Raw genomic sequence first — 21,201 nt, forward strand, 5'->3', positions numbered from 1 at the left:
ATCCTCCTCGGAGTGGCGCGGCCCGGGCCTTCGGCAGGCTCAGTCCTCGAACAGCTCGCTCTGGCCGCTTTGCGCTTCCTCTTCATCATCATCACGTGGCTGATCCAGGCCCGGCATCGGGCGGTTTTCAAGCAGCCCGGCCGAGCGCAGCTCTTTCAGCCCCGGCAGATCGCGCGCGGATTCGAGACCGAAATGATCGAGGAACCCTTCGGTCACCACAAAAGTCACCGGCCGCCCCGGCGTCATGCGGCGACGGCCAAAGCGGATCCATTCCATCTCCATCAACTGGTCGACCGTGCCACGCGACACGGCAACGCCGCGGATTTCCTCGATCTCCGCGCGGGTGACCGGCTGGTGATAGGCGATGATCGCCAGCGTCTCGATCGCCGCGCGCGACAGTTTTCGGGTCTCGACCTGTTCACGCACCATCAGATGGCCCAGATCGCCGGCGGTGCGAAAGGCCCAGGCATCCCCCACCCGGGCCAGATGCACGCCGCGCCCCTCATAGCGTTTGCGCAGATAGGCCAGCGCCTCGGCCGGATCGCAGCCATGCGGCATGCGTTTCACCAGTTCCGCCACCGTCATCGGCTCGGTCGCGGCAAAGAGCATGGCCTCGACCATGCGCTCCTGCTCGCCCATGGGCGGTGCGTCGAAAAGGCTTTGTTCTTCCGGCTCGCGGCTCATTCCGGATCTCTCCGCCGGATCTGGATCGGCGCAAAAGTCTCGCCCTGGCGCAGCGTAAGCTGGCCGCGTTTCACCATTTCCAGCACCGCCGCAAAATGGGCCGCCGTGACCGAGCGCCGCGCCATCGGCGTGGCATCCCAGCCCTCGGGCATGAACCCCGCCAGATCCGCCCAGTCACCGACATAACCGATCAGCCCGCGCATCCGGTCCAGCGCCTGTTCCATGGTGAAGACATGTTCGCGGTCCATCACAAAGGGGCGAAACTCGTCGCGGGTGCGGATGCGGGCATAGGCGCGCATCAGGTCGAGAAGGTTCGCCTCCCATTGCGTCTTGCGCTGCAATGACACGGTCTCGGGCTGGCCGCGCACAAAAAAATCGCGGCCTTTCTGGTCGCGCGCCATCAGCCGCGCGGCGGCCTCGCGCATCGCCTGCAGCCGTTCCAGCTGGAAGGCGAGATGCGCGGCGAGATCTTCGGCGGAGGGCCCCGCCTCGCCCGGTTCGGGCGGCAAAAGCAGACGAGATTTCAGAAAGGCGAGCCAGGCCGCCATCACCAGATAATCCGCCGCGAGCTCGATCCGAAGCTTCGCGGCCCTGTTCACGAAGAGAAGATATTGTTCCGCGAGTTGCAGAACCGAGATCCGCCGCAGATCGACCTTCTGCGTCCTGGACAGCGTCAACAAAAGGTCCAGCGGCCCCTCGAACCCGTCGACATCAACGATCAGCGCCTCGGCGGCGAGCCGGGCGGCGGGGTCCAGCCGTTCCGGCAGGGACCAGTCTTCGGCCAGAGGCAGCTGTTTCTCGTCACTCATCCATCGGCATCCCGCGACAGAGCAAGAAACTCCGCCCCGAGGCCTTCGATGTCAACCGTGCCGGGCGCAACCCGGCGTGACAGCGCCCGCGCCGCCCGCGCCTTTGCGGACTCAGTCATCTCACCGGCGGCAGTGGCCACCTCCTGCATCTGGGCAAAATCCCCCTTGCAATGCAGTGCGATATCGCAGCCCGCCCGGATCGAGGCACCGGCGCGGTCGGCCAGACTGCCAGAAAGCGCCTCCATATTCAGGTCATCCGTCATCAACAGGCCGTGAAAGCCGATCTCGTCGCGGATCACCCGGATCATCCCGGGGCTCTGGGTCGCGGGATGATCCGGGTCATAATCGGCGAAAACGATATGGGCGGTCATCGCCATCGGCAGATCGGACAGCGCGGTGAAGGGCCAGAAATCCACCTCATGCAGCGCGGCGCGCGACGAGGTCACGCGGGGGAGTTCATGATGGGTGTCCTGGCGGGCAAGGCCATGGCCGGGCATATGCTTGATCACCGGCAGCACGCCACCGGCAAGATAGCCATCGGCCACGGCGCGACCGATCCGTGCCACCGCCTCGGGGCCGGGACCATAGCAGCGGTTTTTCAGGAACGGGTGGGTGTCGGCGCGGGCCACATCGAGAACCGGCGCGCAATTCGCATCAATCCCGACGGCGCGCAGTTCACATGCGATCAGCCGCGCCATGATCTCCATCGCGCGCGGCGCGTGGTCAGGGCCGATGCGGGCGATCAGATCAAAAGGCGGCTCCCATTCGCGCCAATGCGGCGCGCGCATCCGCTGGACGCGGCCGCCTTCCTGATCGATCAGGACCGGCGCGTCCCGCCCCACGGCGTCGCGCAGGTCAGCGGTCAGACGCGACAGCTGCGCAGGGTCTTCGACATTGCGCGCGAAGAGGATGAACCCGAACGGGTCATAGTCACGGAAAAAATCGCGCTCCTGCGGCAGCAGATCCGGGCCCGCAAGGCCAAAGATCGCCGCGCCGCGCCCGATTTCGGGCCCTGCCGCCATGCTCATCTGTGGGTCACCGGGATGCAGTTGATCTGTTCCGCCACCGCAGCCGAGCAGAAGCGGCGCGCGTCATCTTCGCTGGAAAAACCAAAGCCGCGCAGCCGCCAGAAGGTATGGCCACCGCTTTCCGCCGATTGCACCACCATCTGTTTTTCCACCATCAGCGGCCCAAGTCTGGCGGCGATCTTCTGCCATTCTGCCCGGGCCTGCGCCTCGCTGTCATAGGCACCGAACTGAACAAGACGCGCACCGGCCTCGATGGTGGCGGGATCCTTGCCGGCACCCGAAGGCGCTGAGGTAACGGCTGCGGTCTGCATCACGTTTTCGGGCGTGCCTGTGGCAGTGCTGCCGGTTGCAGCAAGTGTCGACGGCCGCGCGCGCGGGCGCGGCGAAGAGGTCATCGCACCGGGCGCCGCCGGGGTCGCGGCAGGTGCCGCCGCTGCGACCAGATCGGCCGAGGCGGTCTCATCCATGCCAAGGGCTTCGGCAAGAGCAAGCGCCACCGCCTCATCCTGGCTGATGGTGGCAGGCTGGCTCTCGGTGGCGAGGACCGGCGCGGCGGGAAGCTGTTCGGGGCTGACCTCAAGCGGCAGGGGAGATTCCTCGGCCGCCGACATGCGCGGCGCATCCACCGTTCCGGCTGATGCCAGTGCCGGGGCCAGAGGCGCGACCGCAGGCGCGGCTGAGGCTAGGGCAAGACCCGCCACATCATCCGCCGCCAGATCGACCGGCGCCGGTGCCAGCACCACGCGGTCCGAATTCTTGCCGCCATCGCGCGCCGCCACATCATTGACCGCAAGGCCCTGATGATCGACCACCATGCCGCCGCCCTCTTCCGGCGCGGTCCGCATCGGACCTTCCAGCGCCCGCACCACCGGCACACCGCGCACATCGCGCACCGCGAGTTCCCAGCCCCAATAGCCAAGCGACAGGACCAGCGCCACCGAGCCAAGCGCGCCGGCCATATTGACCATGCGCTGGCCGCGCGTCAGCGGGATCTGCGGCTGTGGCTGCGGTTGGGCAGACTGGGCCGCATAGCCGTCATGAGCCTGAAATGCCCCGCGCATACCGGCTGGCGTCTGGGGCTGCGACTGGCCCCGCGCGGCGTCAAAACCACCGCGCTGCGCCCCGCCAATTCGGGACGCCCGCATCGGAGCGGCCTCGGAAAAACTGCCCGGCCGCGCCTGTGATGCGTAGCCGCCGTAATCGCCGTAATCAGCGTTTGCCATGCCTGCCCTCTGCGCCTGCTCTCAGGGCTTATAATGCCCTTTGCCTGTTCGTGGCCGATTGCGGGCGCTTTTGGTCAGCGCATCTCTTCAACCGGCGTCACACCAAGGATAGCAAGACCTGCGCAAATGACAACGCCCGTGGCACGCGCAAGGGCGATTTTCGCCTGTGAATCAGCCACTTTCTCCTGCACGAAGCGCAATTCCGTTTCATCATTGCCACGGTTCCACAGCGCGTGGAACTCGGATGCCAGTTCATAGAGATAGAAGGCAATGCGATGCGGCTCGTTATTGCGGGCGGCAATTTCCACCAGACGCGGCCATTCGGCGATCTTTTTCAAAAGCCCGATTTCCGCCGGATGCGACAAAGAGGCGTGATCTGCCGCCAGAAGCGTGGTGTCATCGACCGGGGTTCCGGCCTCGCGCGACTTCCTGAGAACCGAATTCACCCGCGCATTGGCATATTGCACGTAAAAGACCGGATTGTCCTTGGACTGCTCCAGCACTTTTGCGAAATCGAAATCCAGGGCGACGTCATTCTTGCGGGTAAGCATGATGAAACGGGTGACATCGGCCCCCGCCTCTTCCACCACATCGCGCAGCGTGACGAATGTGCCCGCACGCTTCGACATCTTGAAGGGCTCGCCGTTCTTGTAAAGCTTCACCAGCTGGATCAGCCTGATATCCAGCGGCACGCGGCCCCCGGACAGCGCCGCCACCGCCGCCTTCATCCGTTTGACATAGCCACCGTGATCGGCGCCGAAAATATCGATCAGCTGATCGAAGCCGCGTTTCACCTTATTGTAGTGATAGGCGATATCGGGCGCGAAATAGGTCCAGGAGCCATCCGATTTCATCACCGGGCGGTCCACATCGTCACCGTGATCGGTGGAGCGGAACAAAGTCTGTTCGCGGGCTTCCCAATCTTCGGGGAGCTTGCCTTTCGGGGGCTCCAACACGCCCTCATAGATCAGACCTTTGGCGCGCAGCTCAGTGATGGCCGCTTCGATCTCACCGGTGCCGTAAAGCGCCTTTTCCGAGGAATAGACATCCATGCGGACGCCAAGTGCTGCGAGATCCTCGCGGATCATCCCCATCATCGCCTCGGTGGCAAATTCGCGGATATCGGTCAGCCAGACGGATTCCGGCTGGTCGATCAGGCTGGCGCCGTATTTCTCTTTCAGCGCCTCGCCAACCGGGATCAGGTAATCGCCGGGGTAGAGCCCTTCGCGGATCTCGGGCTCAAGCCCATTGGCCTCGCGGTAACGTTCATAGGCCGAACGCGCCAGCACATCGACCTGGGCGCCGCCATCATTGATGTAATATTCGCGGGTAACATCCCAGCCCGAGAAGGCCAGCAGGTTCGAGAGCGCATCGCCCACCACCGCACCGCGCACATGGCCGACATGCATCGGGCCGGTCGGATTGGCCGAAACGAATTCGATATTCACCTTCTCGCCGCCGCCAATGGCGGAGCGGCCGAAATCATTGCCCGCCGCGAGCGCCGCACGGACGAGCCCCTGCCAGACCGCATCATCAAGCCGCAGGTTGAGAAAGCCCGGGCCTGCAACATCGGCGCCGGCAATGCGCGGATCTTCCAGCAGGCGGGTCGCCAGCTCGCTTGCGATCACGCGCGGCTGGAGGCCTGCGGGTTTCGCCAGCACCATGGCGGCATTGGTGGCCATATCGCCATGCGCGGCATCGCGCGGCGGTTCGACCGCGACATTCGAGAGGTCGAGACCTGCGGGCAGAACGCCGTCCTGAGCCATCCGGCCCAGAGCATCCACCACCGCGCCGCGGATATCCGCAAAGAGGTTCATCTGATCAAATCCTGTCCTGATGGTTCAGGCATTGCCAGAGGTGGCGGCATTGGTCAAGCGAAGCCCTGGATTTCGGGTCGGGAAAGGGGGCCCTGCCCCCTCGCGGCGGGGCCGCTCACCCCCGGGATATTTAGAGACAGAAAATGATCAGGAGCCCGGCTGACCTTTCGGATCCTTGTAGAGCCCCTGTTCCTTCAGCGCATCCATCACCTCTTTGGGCATATAGGTCTCATCATGTTTGGCGAGCAGCGTGGTCGCCTCGAAGGTTCCCCTGATGAGATTACCGGTGGCGATGGTGCCGGTGTTTTCCCTGAAGAGATCGGGGCGCGGATCCTTGCCGATATAGCGGACCGGGATCTCGGCGCCACCATCGGTGATGATGAAATCGAAATGCACGCCGGCGCGGTTGACGATGGAGCCGGTTTTCACAAGGCCGCCCAGCCGGAAGGTTTCGGTCTCGGGCGGGGCCTCATCCAGCACCTGGGTCGGGCTGCGGAAAAAGTTGATGCCGTCTTTCAGGGCGAATCCGATGAGGATCGTGGCCATGACCATGGCAAGCGCCGCCAGCACGATGATCTGGATGCGGCGCTGTTTCTTCAGCCCTTTCATCCCCCGGAATTGCGGTTTCGCGGTGCTATGCATGGCTGTCCTTCCATCGTGAGGGCAAAGGTGGCAGGTTTTGCGGCCCTTTGCCCTGACCTCGATCAAGTTCCCTGCAGGATATCAGGGGAAAACGGGCGCCATCAACAGGCCCGTGGTTTCCTCGATCCCAAGCATGAGATTGGCGTTTTGCAGCGCCTGGCCAGATGAGCCCTTGGTCAGATTGTCAAGCACCGCGATCACCACCACGCGCCCCGGGATCCGGTCGGCGACCACCCCGATATGGCAATGGTTCGAGCCGGCAATATCCCGGGTTGAGGGCAAGGCACCAAAGGGCAGCACATGCAGGAACGGCTCTGGCACATAGGCCGCCGCAAGCGCGGCATGGACCGCCTTCGCGTCGCCCTTCACATAGGTTGTGGCGAGAATGCCCCTGTTCATCGGCAGAAGATGCGGGGTGAACTGCACCAGGACCGGGCGGCCGGCGATTTTCGAGAATTCCTGATCGAATTCGCCGAGATGGCGGTGTTTGCCACCCGCCGAATAGGAATGGGTGCCGCCCGAAAGTTCGGCATGGAGGAGGTTTTCCTTAAGCGAGCGCCCCGCCCCCGACACCCCGGCCTTGAGGTCGATCAGGATGTCATCGAGGTCAATGCCCCCCGCCGCGATCAGCGGGCGCAACGCATATTGCCCGGTTGCGGCATTGCAGCCGGTGCCGGCGATCAGGCGCCCCTTGCGGATGTCATCCCGGTAGAATTCGGTGAGGCCGTAAACCGCCTCTTTCTGCATCTCGACGGCTGTATGGGGCTGGCCATACCATTTTTCATAGTCCGCCGGGTCGCGCAGACGGAAATCGGCCGAAAGATCGACGATCTTCAGATCCTTTGGCAGCTGTGAGATCACCGCCTGGCTGGTGGCATGGGGCAGCGCGCAGAAACAAAGGTCGATCTGAGCGAAGTCGATTTCATCGATCTTCACGAGTTGCGGCAGGTCGAGATGGCGCAGGAAGGGAAACACATCCGCCATCGCCATGCCGGCCTTGCGATCCGCCGAGAGTGCGGTGATCCGCATCTGAGGATGGCCGGCGATCAGGCGGACAAGCTCTGCCCCGGTATAGCCGGAGGCACCGAGAATTGCGATGCGGAAGGTCATGGGCGGCATCCATCAGCAAGGGGAGATTTCTGCCCGCTTTCCTGACGTGATTTCCCGCTGTTTGCAATGCGGCATAGCGGCAAAAGAGCGGGGCCCTGCCCCGCACCCCGGAGTATTCAGATCAAGAGGAAGGGGCAGAAAAATGCCGTATTCCTCTTGAGAAAAATACTCCCGCCGGAGGCGCAGCTGTCAGCCCTCGGCGTCGGCGCGGCTTTTGCCGGCCATATCCAGCGCGAGAGTTGCCGCCATGAAAGGATCGAGATCGCCATCAAGCACGCCTTGCGTGTCCGAGGTCTCATGGCTGGTGCGCAGGTCTTTCACCATCTGGTAGGGCTGCAAAACGTAAGAGCGGATCTGGTTGCCCCAGCCCGCATCCCCTTTGGCATCATGCGCTTCGTTGATCGCCGCCGAGCGCTTGTCGAGTTCCTGCTGGTACAGCCGCGCCTTCAGCGCATTCATCGCAATCTCGCGGTTCTGATGCTGCGATTTCAGCGAGGAGGTCACCACGATCCCGGTCGGGAAATGGGTGATCCTGACCGCCGAGTCGGTCTTGTTCACGTGCTGACCGCCGGCGCCGGACGACCGGAAGGTATCGATGCGGATATCCTTGTCCAGTACCTCGATCTCGATATTGTCATCGACCACCGGATAGACCCAGACGCTCGCAAACGAGGTCTGGCGCTTGTCGCCTGACCCGAAAGGCGAAATCCGCACCAGGCGATGCACCCCCGATTCCGTCTTCAGCCAACCGTAAGCATTATGGCCGGAAATCTTATAGGCGACCGATTTGATCCCCGCCTCCTGCCCCGCCTCTTCCGACAGCATCTCGACGGTGAAACCGCGCCGTTCCGCCCAGCGGGTGAACATCCGCGCCAGCATCTCGGCCCAGTCCTGCGATTCCGTACCGCCCGCGCCTGCATTGATCTCAAGGAACGTGTCATTGCCATCGGCTTCGCCATTCAGCAAAGCCTCCAGCTCTTTTTGTGCCGCGACCTCAAGCAGCGCCTTCAGCGCATCCTCGGCCTCCGCGACCAGCGCATCCTCGCCCTCGGCCTCGCCGAGTTCGATCAGCCCGAGATTGTCATTCAGACCGCTTTCGATCAGCCGGTAGCCGTTCAGCGCATCCATCAGCGACTGCCGCTCGCGCATCAGCTTCTGCGCCCGGGCCGGATCATTCCAGAGATCCGGCTGCTCGATCAGCGCGTTGAACTCCTCAAGCCGGTGCGGCGCCATCTCAAGGTCGATCCGCTGTGCCAGAAGGCCCAGCGACTTGCGGATCTGATCAACATTGCCTTGCGTCTCGGCGCGCATAACTCACCCTCTCAATCATCGAGCGGCGTCATATCTCCTGGGGCTCTCCGGAACAAGGGGCCTGTGCGCGCGCGTCCTGCGACACCAGCCTGAGGCGCGGCGCCCGGCGCGCGCGCCTGCCATGGTCAGTAGAGCCCGCCCGATGACACGGTGCCGAAATCCGCCTTGCCCGGGATCACCCGCGTCTCGCCCGTCGCGGTTGTGACCGAAGCCGAACCGCTTTCCGTCTCGCCATAGGCAAACAAGGGCAGGTTCTGGCCCATCTCGAAGCCGCCATCCACCATGGCACCCAGCCCGAAATCGACATCCGTGCCCTCGCGGAAATATTCCGCCACCACATTCGCGCCCGAAGCATCATCCGACAGCCGTGCGCCGGTGAACCGGTCGATCTTCACGAAATAGCCCCCCGGCGGCACTTTGAACTTCGAGCCGCCGTATTTCTTCACGACCTCTTTCATGAAATCCTGGAAGACCGGCACACAAAGCGTGCCGCCATAGGCGCGCGAGCCAAGCGTCCGCGGCTGGTCAAAGCCGATATAGCAGCCCGCCACAATGTTCGACGTATAGCCGATGAACCAGACATCCTTGGCGTCATTGGTCGTGCCGGTCTTGCCCGCCACCGGCACCGGCAGCCTGACGCCTCTGCCCGAGCCGCGCTGCACCACACCTTCCAGCATCGAGGTCAGCTGATAGGCGGTGATCGCATCCATCACCCGCTCGCGGTTCGAGGTGATCTTCACCCCGTCGCCTCTCGGCAGATCACCGGCACCGCAATCCTCGCAAGACCGTTTGTCATGGCGGTAGATGGTGCGCCCATAGCGATCCTGCACCCGGTCGACCAGCGTGGGCTCCACGCGCTCACCGCCATTGGCGAACATCGCATAGGCTGCCACCATCTTGTAAAGCGTCGTCTCCTGAGCGCCGAGACTGTTCGCCAGATGCTGGCCCAGCCGGTCATAGACGCCGAAACGCTCGGCATAGGCCGCGACCGTCGACATCCCCACTTCCTGCGCCAGACGAATGGTCATCAGGTTCCGCGATTGCTCGATCCCGGTCCTCAGAGGCGTTGGCCCGTAGAATTTGTTCGAGGCATTCTTGGGCGTCCAGAGCCCCTGCGGCGTCTCGATCTCGATCGGCGCATCGACCACGATGGTCGCGGGCGTATAGCCGCTGTCCAGCGCCGCCGCATAGACGAAGGGCTTGAACGAAGACCCCGGCTGGCGTTCGGCCTGGGTGGCGCGGTTGAACACCGAATACTGATACGAAAACCCGCCCTGCATCGCGAGGACCCGGCCCGTGTTCACATCCATCGCCATGAAGGCGCCCTGCACCTCCGGCACCTGGCGCAGGGTCCAGCGGATGAACGCGCCATCCGCATCCTTCACCATGCGGCGCACCAGCACCACATCCCCGACCTCGACCAGATCCGAGGCGCGTGTCGCCTTCTTCCCCAGCTTGCCATCGGCCAGGCGCTTCCTGGCCCAGCTCACGTCATCGGCCGGAATATCGCCGGTTTCCGCCACACCCTCGATGCCGATTGTGGCAGAGCGCTCGCCCAGCGAGAGCACCACCGCCGGATACCAGCCCTCAATATCGCGCGACACATCCGTCGCACTCAGCGCCGCGCGCCAGTCTTCCTCGCGGGACAGCTGATCGGCTGCGATGGTCTTGCCGGTGCCGCGCCAGACCCCGATGCCACGGTCATATTTCTCCAGCGCCTTGCGCAAAGCCGCCTGGGCGATCTCCTGCAATTCCTGGTCGATGGTGGCGCGGATCGTCATGCCGCCTTCAAAGAATTCCTTGCGGCCGAAATCCCTGGACAGCTGGCGCGAGACCTCTTCGGTGAAATAGGTCCGCCCGGGAAGCTCCTGGCGGAAAGACGGAAAATCGCCGTTCTGCACGGACAAAAGCGGGGCCTCGCGCTCGGATTTCCAGCTGGCCTCGTCGATATAGCCATTGTCCCGCATCTCGCGCAGCACATAGTTGCGCCGGTCGATCAGCTTCTGGCGATTGCGCACCGGGTGGAAGTCTGACGGCGCCTTCGGCATCGAGGCCAGGGTCGCCGCCTCATGCGGTGACAGCTCGGTCAGGGATTTGTTGAAATAGGTCTGGGCCGCTGCTGCGACACCATATGAATTCTGCCCGAGAAAGATCTCGTTGAGATAGATCTCGAGGATCCTTTCCTTTGACAGCGTCTCCTCAAGCCTTGTGGCGAGGATGATTTCCTTGATCTTGCGCTCGACCCCGGCGGCGCCTTTCCGGGTGCCGTCGAGCAGCATGTTCTTTGCCACCTGCTGCGTGATGGTCGAGGCGCCGCGCACATCCTGGCCGCGCGATCTGACCGCCTCGGAAAAGGCGGCGAGCATACCGCCGGCATCATAGCCCTGATGGCTGAAGAAGTTCTTGTCCTCGGCCGAAACAAAGGCCTGTTTCACCAGATCGGGAATATCTTCGGCCGAGACAAACAGCCGGCGTTCATCGGCGAATTCATCCAGAATCCGCCCCTCACCGGAATAGATCCGGCTGATGGTGGCGGGGGCATATTTCGCGAGGCTCTCATGGCTCGGCAGATCGCGCGAATACATCCAGAAAATCGCGCCAACCGTCAGGGCACCAAAAAAGATGCCAAGCGTGACAGCTGAAAAGATAGCCCCAAAGAAAGAGGCGATGAATCGCAACACTGCTCAGATCCCCGGATGATGCTGCCTTTCCCTATATCAGACGCGCCCCCCCGTCAAAACCCTGGCCATCACCAGATCGTCACCCCGGCGGAAACCGCCCGACCAAACATGCCCGACCGAACATGCCCGACCAAACATGCCCTGGGATCCTCACCAAAGCGCCAGACCTCCCGCTGCATTTTCTGTCTCAAAATATCCCGGGGGAGTCATGGCCCCGCCATGACGGGGGCAGCGCCCCCTGCCCGGCCCGTCACGGCACGCAGCCCCCGTCCCGCGCCGCCCTCAGTCGCGCACCGCCCGCAAAGCCGCGTCTTCCTTCGCCCAGACAAGGATCCCGTCCCGCATCGCCGCGGCCATCCTGGCCCGCCAGTCCGGATCGGTCAGCCGTTTCAGATCCCGGGCCGAGGACAAAAAGCCCAGCTCCACCAGGACCGAAGGAATATCGGGGGATTTCAGCACCGAGAAGCCGCCTTCCTGATGCGGCTTGCGATGCATCCTGAGATCCGCCCCCTTTATCGACGCCTCCAGCGCCGCCACCAGCCGGTCGATCCTCGGCTTTGTCTCGGTCCGTGCCATATCGATCAGCACCGTCGTCACCAGATCGTCCTGGGCCGAAAGATCGATCCCTGCCAGCAGATCGTCACGCTCATGCCGTTCGGCCAGCGCCTCCGCCGCGGCATCGCTGGCCGCATCTGAGAGGGTGTAAAGTGTTGCGCCATGCGCCTCGCCCTCGGCCAGGGCATCGGCATGGAGCGAGAGAAACAGATCCGCGCCCGCCGCCCGCGCCACCGAGATCCGCGTCTCAAGCGGCACGAAGATGTCTTCCTCGCGGGTCAGAACCACCCTGAACCTTTCGTCACGCGCCAGCAATTCCTTGAATTCACGCGCGAATGTCAGCATCAGATCGGCTTCTTTATGGCCGTCGCGTTCTGCGCCCGGGTCGATGCCGCCATGACCGGGGTCAAGCACCACGATGATCGGCCCGCCCGCGCGCCTCTCGATCACCGGAACATCGGCAGGGGGCGGAAGCGCCCATTCCTCGGGCTCTGGCAGCGCGGTGATCTTCGCGAAATTCGCAGCCGAGCTCGGGCTCAGCCGGAGGGTCAGCCGCACCGCGTCCGCCGCGCCTGCCCGCCCCGTCTCCATCCCCGCCCGCATCACCTGCCATGGCCCGTCCAGCTCGATCACGAGGCGCGACCAGCCCGGCCGGAAAATCCCCGCCCTGATCGCACGCACCGGCTCCACCGCCTGTGGCATCCGGTCAAGCCCGCTCCAGTCCACCTCGCGCATGTCAAGGATCATGCGCGGCGGGTTATCCAGCATCCTCACCCGCCAGGGCACCGGCTGGCTGATCGACAGATCCAGCACGAGATCGCCGGTCTCCTGCGAAAGCGAGGATTGCGCCGGATCAAACCGGGCCAGCGCGCTCAGCACAGGTGTGACGGGCTGCGGGCCTGTCTCGGCCCTGAGGTCCGGCACGGATGCGCCGGACAGGATGACACCAAGAGCGACGACAACTGCCCGCGCCAGCCTTGAAACGCCCATAGAGCCCGATCCCCGCAACCCGCATCCGGAACCTGTCAAAGGCCGGAAAATGTTCCCATGATTATGGAAAATCCGCCATGTGAAGTCCATTCACCTTGCGGCCATGAAGCGCGAGAGCCGCGCCAGCCCCTCGACAATATCCGCGGTCGCCCGCGCATAGGAAAAGCGCAGCCGCTGCCGGCCCCGGACCGGGTCGAAATCCAGCCCCGGCGTCACCGCCACGCCGGCGTCCTGCAGGATCTCGCTGGCAAATTCCAGGCTGTTTTCCGTCAGATCCGACACATCCGCATAGATGTAGAACGCCCCGTCCGGCGGCGCGATCCGGGTGAAACCGGCCTTCGGCAGGCCTTCCAGCATCAGACGGCGGTTCTCACGGTAGACGGCGCGATTGGCCTCCAGCTCATCGGCGCAATCCAGCGCCGCCAGCGCCGCGATCTGGGCAGGATGGGGCGGGCAGATGAACATATTCTGCGCCAGCCGCTCGACCCTGCGGATCTGATCCTCCGGCACGACCATCCAGCCGATGCGCCAGCCGGTCATCGAGAAATATTTCGAGAAGGAATTGATCACCCAGGCGTTGTCGCTGACCTCCAGCGCCGAAACTGCCCGCGCGCCGTAATGCAGCCCGTGATAGATCTCGTCTGAGATGAAGGGGATGCCGCGTGCCTCTGCCCAGCCGGTCAGCGCCGCCAGCGCATCGCGGTCCAGCATCGTGCCGCTCGGATTGCCCGGCGATGCGACGATCAGCCCGTCGAGGTCATGGCCGTCAAGATCCGCCGGCACCGGCTGCAGCCGGTTCTCATCCTGCGCCGGGATGCCGACCGGCACCAGCGACAGCGCACGCAGGATCTGGCGGTAGCTCGGATAGCCCGGCTCCCCGAGCCCGACCCGCTGGCCGGCATCGAACAGCGCGGTGAACGCCAGCAGGAACGCGCCGGAAGAACCGGAGGTCACGATGACCCGCGCAGGATCAAGGTCGATATCATACCAGCGCCGGTAAAGCGCGGCGATGCCCGCGCGCAGCTCCGGCAGGCCAGTCGCGACCGTATAGCCCAGCGGCTGATCAAGAGCCCGGATCAGCGCGTCGCGGGCGGCTTTCGGCGCGGGCGTGCCGGGTTGGCCAACCTCCATATGGATGATATGGCGGCCTTCGGCCTCAAGCCGGCGGGCCTGTTCCATCACATCCATCACAATAAAGGGATCGACATCACCCCGCCTGGATCCCTGACTTGAATTGCCCATCCGCTGCCCCCTAAAATGCCGGAAATCACGCGCCAGCCGGCTGACTGGACCCTGCGCGTGCCAAGGTCAACCCGGAAGGATTCCCCCTATGCGCCCCGCCCTCGCCCTTGCCGCGCTTCTGACGGCTGTCTCAGTTCCTGCGGTAAAGGCGGAAAGCCTGAAAGACATGATCGCCGCCGAGCCGGAGGTCTTCAACGACGCGGTGGCCGACTACCTTCTGGCCAATCCCGAAATCATCATCGAGGCGATGAAGGTTCTGCAATCCCGCGAGGATGATGCCGCCGCCTCGCGCGATATCGACATGCTGGCCGCGAACCGCGATGCGATCTTCAACAATGCCGCCGACTGGTCGGGCGGCAACCTCCAGGGCGATGTGGTGCTGGTCGAATTTATGGATTACCGCTGCGGCTATTGCCACAAGGCCTTTGAAGAGGTCGAAGAACTGGTGAAAAGCGACGGCAATATCCGCTTCGTGCTGAAGGAATTCCCGGTTCTGGGCGACCAGTCGGTGCTGGCGGCAAAATTCGCCATCGCGGTGAAGATGCTCCATGGCGACGAGGCCTATAAGAAAGCGCATGACGCGCTTTTCGCGATGCGTGGCGATATGACGCCCGAGACGCTGACACGTCTGGCGGAAGGGCTGGGATATGACGGGGCGGCGCTGCTGGCAAAGGCCGCAACGCCTGAGGTCCAGGCGGTGATCGACGCCAATTATGCGCTGGCCGATACGATGGCGATCAATGGCACGCCGACCTTCGTGATCGACGATGCGATGGTGCGGGGCTATGTGCCGCTGGACGGAATGCGCCAGATTGTCGAGCGGCAGCGCAAGGGCTGACCTTCAGATTTCAGATTAAAAAAGCCCCGCAATCCTTTCAGATTGCGGGGCTTTTTGATGTTTACCGGATCACTCCGCCGCTTTGACCGTTTCGGCGTCGATCTCGACCGCGCGTTTCTCGACCAGCTCGACGATATGGTCGATCATCTGGTCATTGTTCATCTTATGGCTTTGCTTGCCGGCCATATAGACCATGCCATTCCCGGCACCACCGCCGGTAAAGCCGATATCGGTCATCAGCGCCTCGCCCGGCCCGTTCACCACACAGCCGATGATCGAAAGGCTCATCGGCGTCTTAATATGCTCCAGCCGGCGCTCGAGTTTCTCGACGGTTTTGATCACGTCAAAGCCCTGGCGCGCGCAGGAGGGGCAGGAAATAATCTGCACGCCGCGCGTCCTGAGGCCCAGCGATTTCAGGATCTCAAAGCCGACTTTGACCTCTTCCACAGGGTCCGCCGAAAGCGAGACCCGGATCGTATCGCCGATGCCGAACCACAAAAGGCTCCCCAGCCCTACCGCCGATTTTACGGTGCCCGACATCAGCCCCCCGGCCTCGGTGATCCCGAGGTGAATGGGCGCATCGGTGGCCGCCGCCAGCTGTTGATAGGCGGCGGCTGCAAGGAACACATCCGAGGCCTTCACCGAGATCTTGAATTCGTGGAAATCGTGATCCTGCAGGATCCTGATATGGTCGAGGCCACTTTCGACCATCGCATCCGGACAGGGTTCGCCATATTTATCAAGGAGATGCTTTTCCAGAGACCCGGCATTCACCCCGATCCGGATCGAACAGCCATGGTCTTTCGCGGCCCTGACCACCTCGGCCACGCGTTTCGCGTCGCCGATATTGCCGGGGTTGATGCGCAGACAGGCGGCGCCGGCCTCGGCGGCCTCAATGGCGCGTTTGTAGTGGAAATGGATATCCGCCACGATCGGCACCGGGCTTTCGCGGCAGATCTCGCGCAAAGCGGCGGTCGAATCCGTATCGGGCGTCGAGATACGGACGATATCCGCCCCCGCCTCCGCCGCGCGGATCACCTGATCCAGCGTCGCGCGCACATCCGACGTGATCGTATTGGTCATGGTCTGCACCGAGATCGGCGCATCGCCCCCGACCGGTACAGAGCCGACCATGATCTTCCGGCTCTGACGGCGTTCGATATTCCGCCAGGGGCGGATCGGGTTGAGACTCATTCCCGCATACTCCGGTTGATGCCTCGCCCTATGTAATCCTGGCGGTGCCGCACGGCAACCGGCCCGCAGCACGGGCCGGGTCACATTGCAGCAATGTCGCAGATTACCGCGCCCGTGCTACCGCGCCGGGATTACTGGGCGGGCTTTGTGGTCGCGCAGCTGGATGCCAGATTGGGCAGCGCGCCGCTGGCATCGGCGGTCATGATCCGCGCCAGATCGCGGTCTTTCGCCAGATCGGCCTCGGCATATTTGCCGGTCACCGCTTCGGGCGAAAGCGCGATATTCGACGCGACATTGGCCCCGGGCGCGGCCGGACCATAGGTCTTGCCGCCCACCACGAAATAGACGCCACCGGAATTGCCGGTGCGCAGGCTTGCCACCTCTTCCAGCGCCGGCACCTGATAGCTTTCGCAGGTGTTCAGGATCTTCTCAAACAGGACGGTGCCATCGGCAGAACTCACGCGCATCCAGGCCGGGCGCACCGCCAGGATCTGCACACCCGGAGGCGCATCGGCGGTGACCTGGATCACACCATCCTGCGGCGCAGTTCCGGTCTCTGCCGCGACAACGCCGCTGACAGTGCCAGCCGCGGCCCCGCCCATACGCGGGTCAATCGAGCCGATCGGGCCATTGCGCGATTCAAACACCGGCACATCAAGCGCCTGCGGACGGTAAAGCCGGTCCATCAGATCGGGCGCGGCCCCGGCCTGAGCGGTCTGGGTCACCGGGGTCCGGCTCGCCTCATCGCCCATGGCGGTTTGCTGCGCCACATCCTGTTGCAGCGGATCGATGGAGACGACGACCGCAGGCGCCTCATCCACCGGCGCCAGCTGCACGCGCTGCACCTCCTGAAGGATCGACCAGCCGCCATAGCCTATGGCACCGATCAGCGCGACCAGAACGGCAAGCGAGCCCACAGCCCCCGGCTCGATCTTCGAGAGCCAGCTTTCGCCGCGCGGCACGAAGGTCAGATTGGGATTGGCAAGCGGTTCCGAGAAATCACTGCGCGGGCGCGCCTGGGCGGCGCGCGGCGTCCCGGCCTGGGCCGACATGCCATGGGCGGGAGTGAAATTCGCTTCCTTGCAGAAGCGCGCGAAAGCGATATCCGAATCCATGCCCAGATAGCGGGAATAGGACCGCACATAGCCCGCCACGAAACCGGGCGATTCAAAAGCGGAAATATCAGCATTCTCGATGGCGGCGATATAGGTCGCCTTGATCTTCAGATCGCGCTGAACATCAAGAAGGGACTTGCCCAGCGTTGCGCGCTCTCCGCGCATAATATCACCAAGCCGCAAGTCGAAATCGTCAAAGCCTTTCGGCTTTTCGTCTTCCGCTGCCTGAGGTTTCGACCTCCAGCTGATCATGCGATGCCCGTCCCCCAGCCTGCGCCTCTGGACCCGTTTGGCCGCGCCTTATCTGGCATCGGTCTCTTCGGGTTGTCCCACCGGGTGAGTCTCCGCGTCCTTATCACGTTCGCGCGACTCACCTCGCTTCGTATTGCGAAAACGCTAACACAGGGCAAGAGTTTTTGCACATGCGAGAATGCTCAGGCGGATGCTTCGGCGCGATTCAGCGCACAATGCCCCCAGAGCTGATCCATCGCCTTCACAAGCTGGTCAATTTCCGCCGCGCCATGCACCGGCGAGGGTGTGAACCGCAGCCGTTCCGTGCCACGCGGCACGGTCGGGAAATTGATCGGCTGCACATAGATGCCGAACTGGTCGAGCAACATATCCGAGAGCATCTTGCAATGGATGGGGTTGCCGACATGGACCGGCACAATATGTGTGTCATGATCGATGATCGGCAGGCCAAGACCGCGCAGCCGCAACTTGAGAGTGCGCGCCTGATCCTGGTGCTGTTTGCGCAAATCCCGACCGCCCTCGCCCTTCAGAAACCGGATCGCGGCCGCTGCACCCGCCGCAACCACCGGCGGAATCGAGGTGGTGAAGATAAAACCGGGCGCATAGGAGCGCACGGCATCAACCATCTTCGCAGATGCAGCAATATAGCCGCCGAAAACGCCAAAAGCCTTGCCCAGCGTCGCATTCACAATGTCGATCCGGTGCATCTGGCGATCACGTTCCGCAAGCCCTGCCCCGCGCGCGCCATACATGCCAACGGCATGGACTTCATCGAGATAGGTCAGCGCGCCGAACTCCTCGGCCAGGTCACAGATCGCCGCAATCGGCGCCACATCGGCATCCATCGAATAGATCGATTCAAACGCGATCAGCTTCGGCGCAGCAGGGTCATCCGCCGCCAGCAATTCGCGCAGATGCGCCACGTCATTATGGCGGAAAATCCGCTTTTCCCCACCGCCGCGCCGGATCCCCTCGATCATCGAGGCGTGATTGAGCGCGTCCGAGTAAATGATCAGCCCGGGGAAAATCACCTTCAGCGTGGAAAGCGTCGCATCATTGGCGGTATAGGCAGAGGAGAAAACCAGCGACGCTTCCTGGCCATGCAGATCGGCGATCTCGGTCTCGAGCCGCTTGTGATAGACGGTCGTACCCGAGATATTGCGGGTGCCGCCCGAACCGGCGCCGGTGGCCTCCAGCGCCTCATGCATCGCGCCCAGCACCTCCGGATGCTGCCCCATGCCAAGATAGTCATTGCCGCACCAGACGGTGATCTGCTGCTCGCTGCCATCGGGACGGGTGCGGATCGCATGCGGGAACTGGCCCTTGCGACGCTCGATATCAATAAAGGTGCGGTAGCGCCCCTCGTCATGAAGCCTGCCAAGCGCGGAATCGAGCGCTGCATCGTAATTCATGGGTCCGTCCTCACGTCTTTGCGGCGCCCTTTATGGACCTAAAGCCGCCGCCCGGCTTTGATATGCGTCATGTCACGACACAAGTGAACCTGACGAATTGTCGCTGCCACCATATAATCATTCTAAACTCAGCTTTAGCGTGGTGTGACGCAGAATGCTACCTCTCCGGATTGCTTAAATTGCGATCCGGACCGCCTTGCGCGCAGGGATGGCAGGCGCTGGCTCTGGACAGTTGCGCCCGGTCCTGGCAGGTTTCCCCGACATGACCCGGGAGAGACCGCGATGAGCGCCGCCGAGACCAACAATCACCTGGACGAGATCCTTGCAGGGATCGACAGGGCCCTGCCCGATGCGATTGAACGCCTGAAAGAGCTTTTGCGCATTCCGTCGATCTCGACCGACCCCGCCTGGAAAGCCGATTGCGCCCGCGCCGCCGACTGGCTGGTCGCCGATCTGCAGAGCCTTGGCTTTGAGGCCAGCGCCCGCCCGACGCCGGGGCATCCGATGGTGGTGGCCCATGCCGGCGAGGGGCCGCGCCATATCCTGTTTTACGGCCATTACGACGTGCAGCCGGTGGACCCTCTGGCGCTTTGGCACCGCGATCCCTTTGATCCTGTTGTGGAAAGCACCCCCAAAGGCGATGTGATCCGCGGTCGCGGCACCTCGGATGACAAGGGCCAGCTGATGACCTTTATCGAGGCCTGCCGCGCCTGGAAGGCGGTGAATGGAAGCCTGCCCTGCCGCATCACCATTTTCCTTGAAGGTGAAGAGGAATCCGGCTCGCCCTCGCTGATCCCGTTCATGCGCGACAATGCGGCCGAGCTGAGCTCGGATATCGCGCTGATCTGCGACACATCGATGGTCTCGCCCGGCGTGCCCTCGATCGCGGGCCAGCTGCGGGGGATGCTCAAGGATGAGTTCACCCTGTACGGGCCAAAGATCGACCTCCATTCCGGCCATTACGGCGGCCCGGGCCTTAACCCTTTGCGCGAAATCGCAAAACTCATCGCGAGCTTCCATGACGATCAGGGTCGCGTCGCGGTCGCGGGCTTCTATGAGGGCGTGGATGAGGTCCCGGCCGAGCTGAAACGGCAATGGGAGCTGAGCGGCTTTGACGAGAAGGACTATCTCGAATCGGTCGGCTTTACCGTGCCGCATGGCGAGGCCGGCTATACGACGCTGGAACAGCAATGGGCGCGTCCGACGCTGGAGATCAACGGGCTTTGGGGCGGCTATCAGGGTGCCGGGTCAAAAACGGTGATTCCTGCCGAGGCCCATTGCAAGATCACCTGCCGCCTCGTGGGCGATATGGATCCCGATGATCTGCGCCGGAAGGTCCGCGCCCATGTCGAGGCCCGCCTGCCGAAAGATGCGCGGATCACCTGGGATAACAATCTCGAAGGCTCGCCGGCGGCGGTGATGAACACCGACCGCCCGGAATTCGAAGCCGCGCGCCTTGCGCTGTCCGACGAATGGAATCGCGAGGCGGTGATTGTCGGCATGGGCGGCTCGATCCCGATTGCGGGGTTTTTCAAATCTGTGCTCGGGATGGATGCCATGCTGATCGGCTTTGCGAATGACGATGACGCGATCCATTCGCCGAATGAGAAATACGATGTGAAAAGTTTCCATAAAGGCATCCGCTCCTGGGCGCGCGTGCTGGATCGCATCGCATGAGCGGCGCGGTCACAAACAAGGCGCCGGAGATTCGCGATCTGGCAGCGGCGGACGAAGCCGCCTGGCGCGGCATCTGGGATGAATATCTGACCTATTACGAGGTCAGCCTCGCCCCCGGGATCACCAGCCATACCTGGTCACGCCTGATGGACGCCGCCGCACCGCTGAACGGAAGGGTGGCGGTGCAGGACGGTCGTCTGCTCGGCTTCGCGCTTTACCTGACACATGGCTCGACCTGGGTGATCGGCGAGGATTGCTACCTCGAAGACCTCTGCGTCACCGAAGCGGCGCGGGGTGAGGGAATCGGCCGCACACTTCTGGAAGACCTGGTCGCGCTTGGGCGGGAGAGAGGCTGGAACCGGCTCTACTGGCATACGAATGAGACGAACAGCCGCGCCCGGGCGCTCTATGATACATTCGTGCAAAGCGACGGGCATATCCGCTATCGAATGCGCCTCTGACTGCGGGCGGATGCCTCCGGCGGGAGTATTTAAGTCAAGAGGAAATGCCGGCTTCCTCTTGACACAAATACTCAAATCAGCCCGGAACGGGCTGTTTTTATGTTCTGCATGGAATGGTTTTATAGAAGAATGGCGCGGTTGACGGGGCTCGAACCCGCGA

17 protein-coding genes and 1 tRNA gene (1 of these 18 only partly in view) are annotated in these 21,201 nt (G+C 63.2%); 3 read left to right on the forward strand and 15 right to left on the reverse strand.

Annotation, left to right across the window (positions count from 1 at the left end):
- Positions 1-39 precede the first annotated feature (39 nt).
- The 11 genes from scpB to JC607_RS06565 all read right to left on the reverse strand — a co-directional run bounded on the left by scpB (position 40) and on the right by JC607_RS06565 (position 14,092).
- Positions 40-684 carry an SMC-Scp complex subunit ScpB gene (gene scpB / locus JC607_RS06515; RefSeq protein WP_198836143.1) on the reverse strand — a complete coding sequence of 215 codons (645 nt, stop codon included), beginning with the start codon at positions 682-684 and terminating at the stop codon, positions 40-42.
- Positions 681-1,493: a ScpA family protein gene (locus JC607_RS06520; protein WP_198836144.1), complete on the reverse strand. Its 813-nt coding sequence runs from the start codon at positions 1,491-1,493 to the stop codon at positions 681-683. Before JC607_RS06520 ends, scpB begins: the two co-directional genes overlap by 4 nt.
- Positions 1,490-2,521, reverse strand: coding sequence for a glycoside hydrolase family 3 N-terminal domain-containing protein (locus JC607_RS06525; protein WP_370584763.1), 1,032 nt, complete (start codon positions 2,519-2,521; stop codon positions 1,490-1,492). Before JC607_RS06525 ends, JC607_RS06520 begins: the two co-directional genes overlap by 4 nt.
- Positions 2,518-3,744 (reverse strand): SPOR domain-containing protein, encoded by a 1,227-nt coding sequence (locus tag JC607_RS06530; RefSeq protein WP_198836145.1) that lies wholly within the window; start codon positions 3,742-3,744, stop codon positions 2,518-2,520. The genes JC607_RS06525 and JC607_RS06530 overlap by 4 nt, the downstream gene beginning before the upstream one ends.
- A 74-nt stretch (positions 3,745-3,818) precedes the next feature.
- Positions 3,819-5,561, reverse strand: coding sequence for an arginine--tRNA ligase (argS, locus tag JC607_RS06535; RefSeq protein WP_198836146.1), 1,743 nt, complete (start codon positions 5,559-5,561; stop codon positions 3,819-3,821).
- A 147-nt stretch (positions 5,562-5,708) separates the two neighbouring features.
- Positions 5,709-6,170, reverse strand: a complete 462-nt coding sequence (gene ccmE, locus JC607_RS06540) for a cytochrome c maturation protein CcmE (protein ID WP_198836295.1) — start codon at positions 6,168-6,170, stop codon at positions 5,709-5,711.
- 114 nt (positions 6,171-6,284) lie between these two features.
- Positions 6,285-7,313, reverse strand: coding sequence for an N-acetyl-gamma-glutamyl-phosphate reductase (argC, locus tag JC607_RS06545; protein ID WP_198836147.1), 1,029 nt, complete (start codon positions 7,311-7,313; stop codon positions 6,285-6,287).
- A gap of 189 nt (positions 7,314-7,502) precedes the next feature.
- On the reverse strand, positions 7,503-8,624 hold the full coding sequence (prfB, locus tag JC607_RS06550; RefSeq protein WP_198836148.1) for a peptide chain release factor 2: 1,122 nt from the start codon (positions 8,622-8,624) through the stop codon (positions 7,503-7,505).
- 125 nt (positions 8,625-8,749) lie between these two features.
- Positions 8,750-11,305 carry a PBP1A family penicillin-binding protein gene (locus JC607_RS06555; RefSeq protein ID WP_198836149.1) on the reverse strand — a complete coding sequence of 852 codons (2,556 nt, stop codon included), beginning with the start codon at positions 11,303-11,305 and terminating at the stop codon, positions 8,750-8,752.
- A 282-nt stretch (positions 11,306-11,587) separates the two neighbouring features.
- The gene (locus tag JC607_RS06560) at positions 11,588-12,850 is read right to left on the reverse strand and encodes an N-acetylmuramoyl-L-alanine amidase (protein WP_198836150.1); all 1,263 of its coding nucleotides are present in this window, start codon (positions 12,848-12,850) and stop codon (positions 11,588-11,590) included.
- 90 nt (positions 12,851-12,940) lie between these two features.
- Positions 12,941-14,092 (reverse strand): pyridoxal phosphate-dependent aminotransferase, encoded by a 1,152-nt coding sequence (locus tag JC607_RS06565; protein WP_198836151.1) that lies wholly within the window; start codon positions 14,090-14,092, stop codon positions 12,941-12,943.
- Between the two features lie 88 nt (positions 14,093-14,180).
- Between JC607_RS06565 and JC607_RS06570 the strand changes: the two genes are divergently transcribed.
- Positions 14,181-14,930: a DsbA family protein gene (locus JC607_RS06570; RefSeq protein ID WP_198836152.1), complete on the forward strand. Its 750-nt coding sequence runs from the start codon at positions 14,181-14,183 to the stop codon at positions 14,928-14,930.
- A gap of 69 nt (positions 14,931-14,999) precedes the next feature.
- Here the strand turns inward: JC607_RS06570 and ispG are convergent, their stop codons facing one another.
- The 3 genes from ispG to hemA all read right to left on the reverse strand — a co-directional run bounded on the left by ispG (position 15,000) and on the right by hemA (position 18,903).
- Complete coding sequence (ispG, locus tag JC607_RS06575; protein WP_198836153.1) at positions 15,000-16,124, reverse strand: flavodoxin-dependent (E)-4-hydroxy-3-methylbut-2-enyl-diphosphate synthase; 1,125 nt, start codon at positions 16,122-16,124, stop codon at positions 15,000-15,002.
- A 131-nt stretch (positions 16,125-16,255) separates the two neighbouring features.
- Positions 16,256-17,491: a helix-turn-helix domain-containing protein gene (locus JC607_RS06580; RefSeq protein WP_198836154.1), complete on the reverse strand. Its 1,236-nt coding sequence runs from the start codon at positions 17,489-17,491 to the stop codon at positions 16,256-16,258.
- Positions 17,492-17,673: 182 nt separating this feature from the next.
- Entirely contained in the window at positions 17,674-18,903 is a 1,230-nt protein-coding gene (gene hemA, locus JC607_RS06585; protein ID WP_198836155.1) for a 5-aminolevulinate synthase, read from the reverse strand.
- Between the two features lie 282 nt (positions 18,904-19,185).
- Between hemA and JC607_RS06590 the strand changes: the two genes are divergently transcribed.
- Positions 19,186-20,580, forward strand: a complete 1,395-nt coding sequence (locus JC607_RS06590) for a M20/M25/M40 family metallo-hydrolase (protein ID WP_198836156.1) — start codon at positions 19,186-19,188, stop codon at positions 20,578-20,580.
- On the forward strand, positions 20,577-21,041 hold the full coding sequence (locus tag JC607_RS06595; protein WP_198836157.1) for a GNAT family N-acetyltransferase: 465 nt from the start codon (positions 20,577-20,579) through the stop codon (positions 21,039-21,041). The genes JC607_RS06590 and JC607_RS06595 overlap by 4 nt, the downstream gene beginning before the upstream one ends.
- Before the next feature lie 130 nt (positions 21,042-21,171).
- Here JC607_RS06595 and JC607_RS06600 read toward each other — a convergent pair.
- Positions 21,172-21,201, reverse strand: a tRNA-Asp gene (locus tag JC607_RS06600); it runs 147 nt beyond the window's last position.

The organism is Paracoccus sp. IB05 (genome assembly GCF_016405985.1).
GTDB lineage: Bacteria > Pseudomonadota > Alphaproteobacteria > Rhodobacterales > Rhodobacteraceae > Pseudogemmobacter.

Bases quoted from the DNA above. Each gene is read 5' to 3' on its own strand.
- scpB (WP_198836143.1), bottom strand. From the start codon at position 684: ATGAGCCGCGAGCCGGAAGAACAAAGCCTTTTCGACGCACCGCCCATG.
- JC607_RS06520 (WP_198836144.1), bottom strand. From the start codon at position 1,493: ATGAGTGACGAGAAACAGCTGCCTCTGGCCGAAGACTGGTCCCTGCCG.
- JC607_RS06525 (WP_370584763.1), bottom strand. From the start codon at position 2,521: ATGAGCATGGCGGCAGGGCCCGAAATCGGGCGCGGCGCGGCGATCTTT.
- JC607_RS06530 (WP_198836145.1), bottom strand. From the start codon at position 3,744: ATGGCAAACGCTGATTACGGCGATTACGGCGGCTACGCATCACAGGCG.
- argS (WP_198836146.1), bottom strand. From the start codon at position 5,561: ATGAACCTCTTTGCGGATATCCGCGGCGCGGTGGTGGATGCTCTGGGC.
- ccmE (WP_198836295.1), bottom strand. From the start codon at position 6,170: ATGAAAGGGCTGAAGAAACAGCGCCGCATCCAGATCATCGTGCTGGCG.
- argC (WP_198836147.1), bottom strand. From the start codon at position 7,313: ATGACCTTCCGCATCGCAATTCTCGGTGCCTCCGGCTATACCGGGGCA.
- prfB (WP_198836148.1), bottom strand. From the start codon at position 8,624: ATGCGCGCCGAGACGCAAGGCAATGTTGATCAGATCCGCAAGTCGCTG.
- JC607_RS06560 (WP_198836150.1), bottom strand. From the start codon at position 12,850: ATGGGCGTTTCAAGGCTGGCGCGGGCAGTTGTCGTCGCTCTTGGTGTC.
- JC607_RS06565 (WP_198836151.1), bottom strand. From the start codon at position 14,092: ATGGGCAATTCAAGTCAGGGATCCAGGCGGGGTGATGTCGATCCCTTT.
- JC607_RS06570 (WP_198836152.1), top strand. From the start codon at position 14,181: ATGCGCCCCGCCCTCGCCCTTGCCGCGCTTCTGACGGCTGTCTCAGTT.
- ispG (WP_198836153.1), bottom strand. From the start codon at position 16,124: ATGAGTCTCAACCCGATCCGCCCCTGGCGGAATATCGAACGCCGTCAG.
- JC607_RS06580 (WP_198836154.1), bottom strand. From the start codon at position 17,491: ATGATCAGCTGGAGGTCGAAACCTCAGGCAGCGGAAGACGAAAAGCCG.
- hemA (WP_198836155.1), bottom strand. From the start codon at position 18,903: ATGAATTACGATGCAGCGCTCGATTCCGCGCTTGGCAGGCTTCATGAC.
- JC607_RS06590 (WP_198836156.1), top strand. From the start codon at position 19,186: ATGAGCGCCGCCGAGACCAACAATCACCTGGACGAGATCCTTGCAGGG.
- JC607_RS06595 (WP_198836157.1), top strand. From the start codon at position 20,577: ATGAGCGGCGCGGTCACAAACAAGGCGCCGGAGATTCGCGATCTGGCA.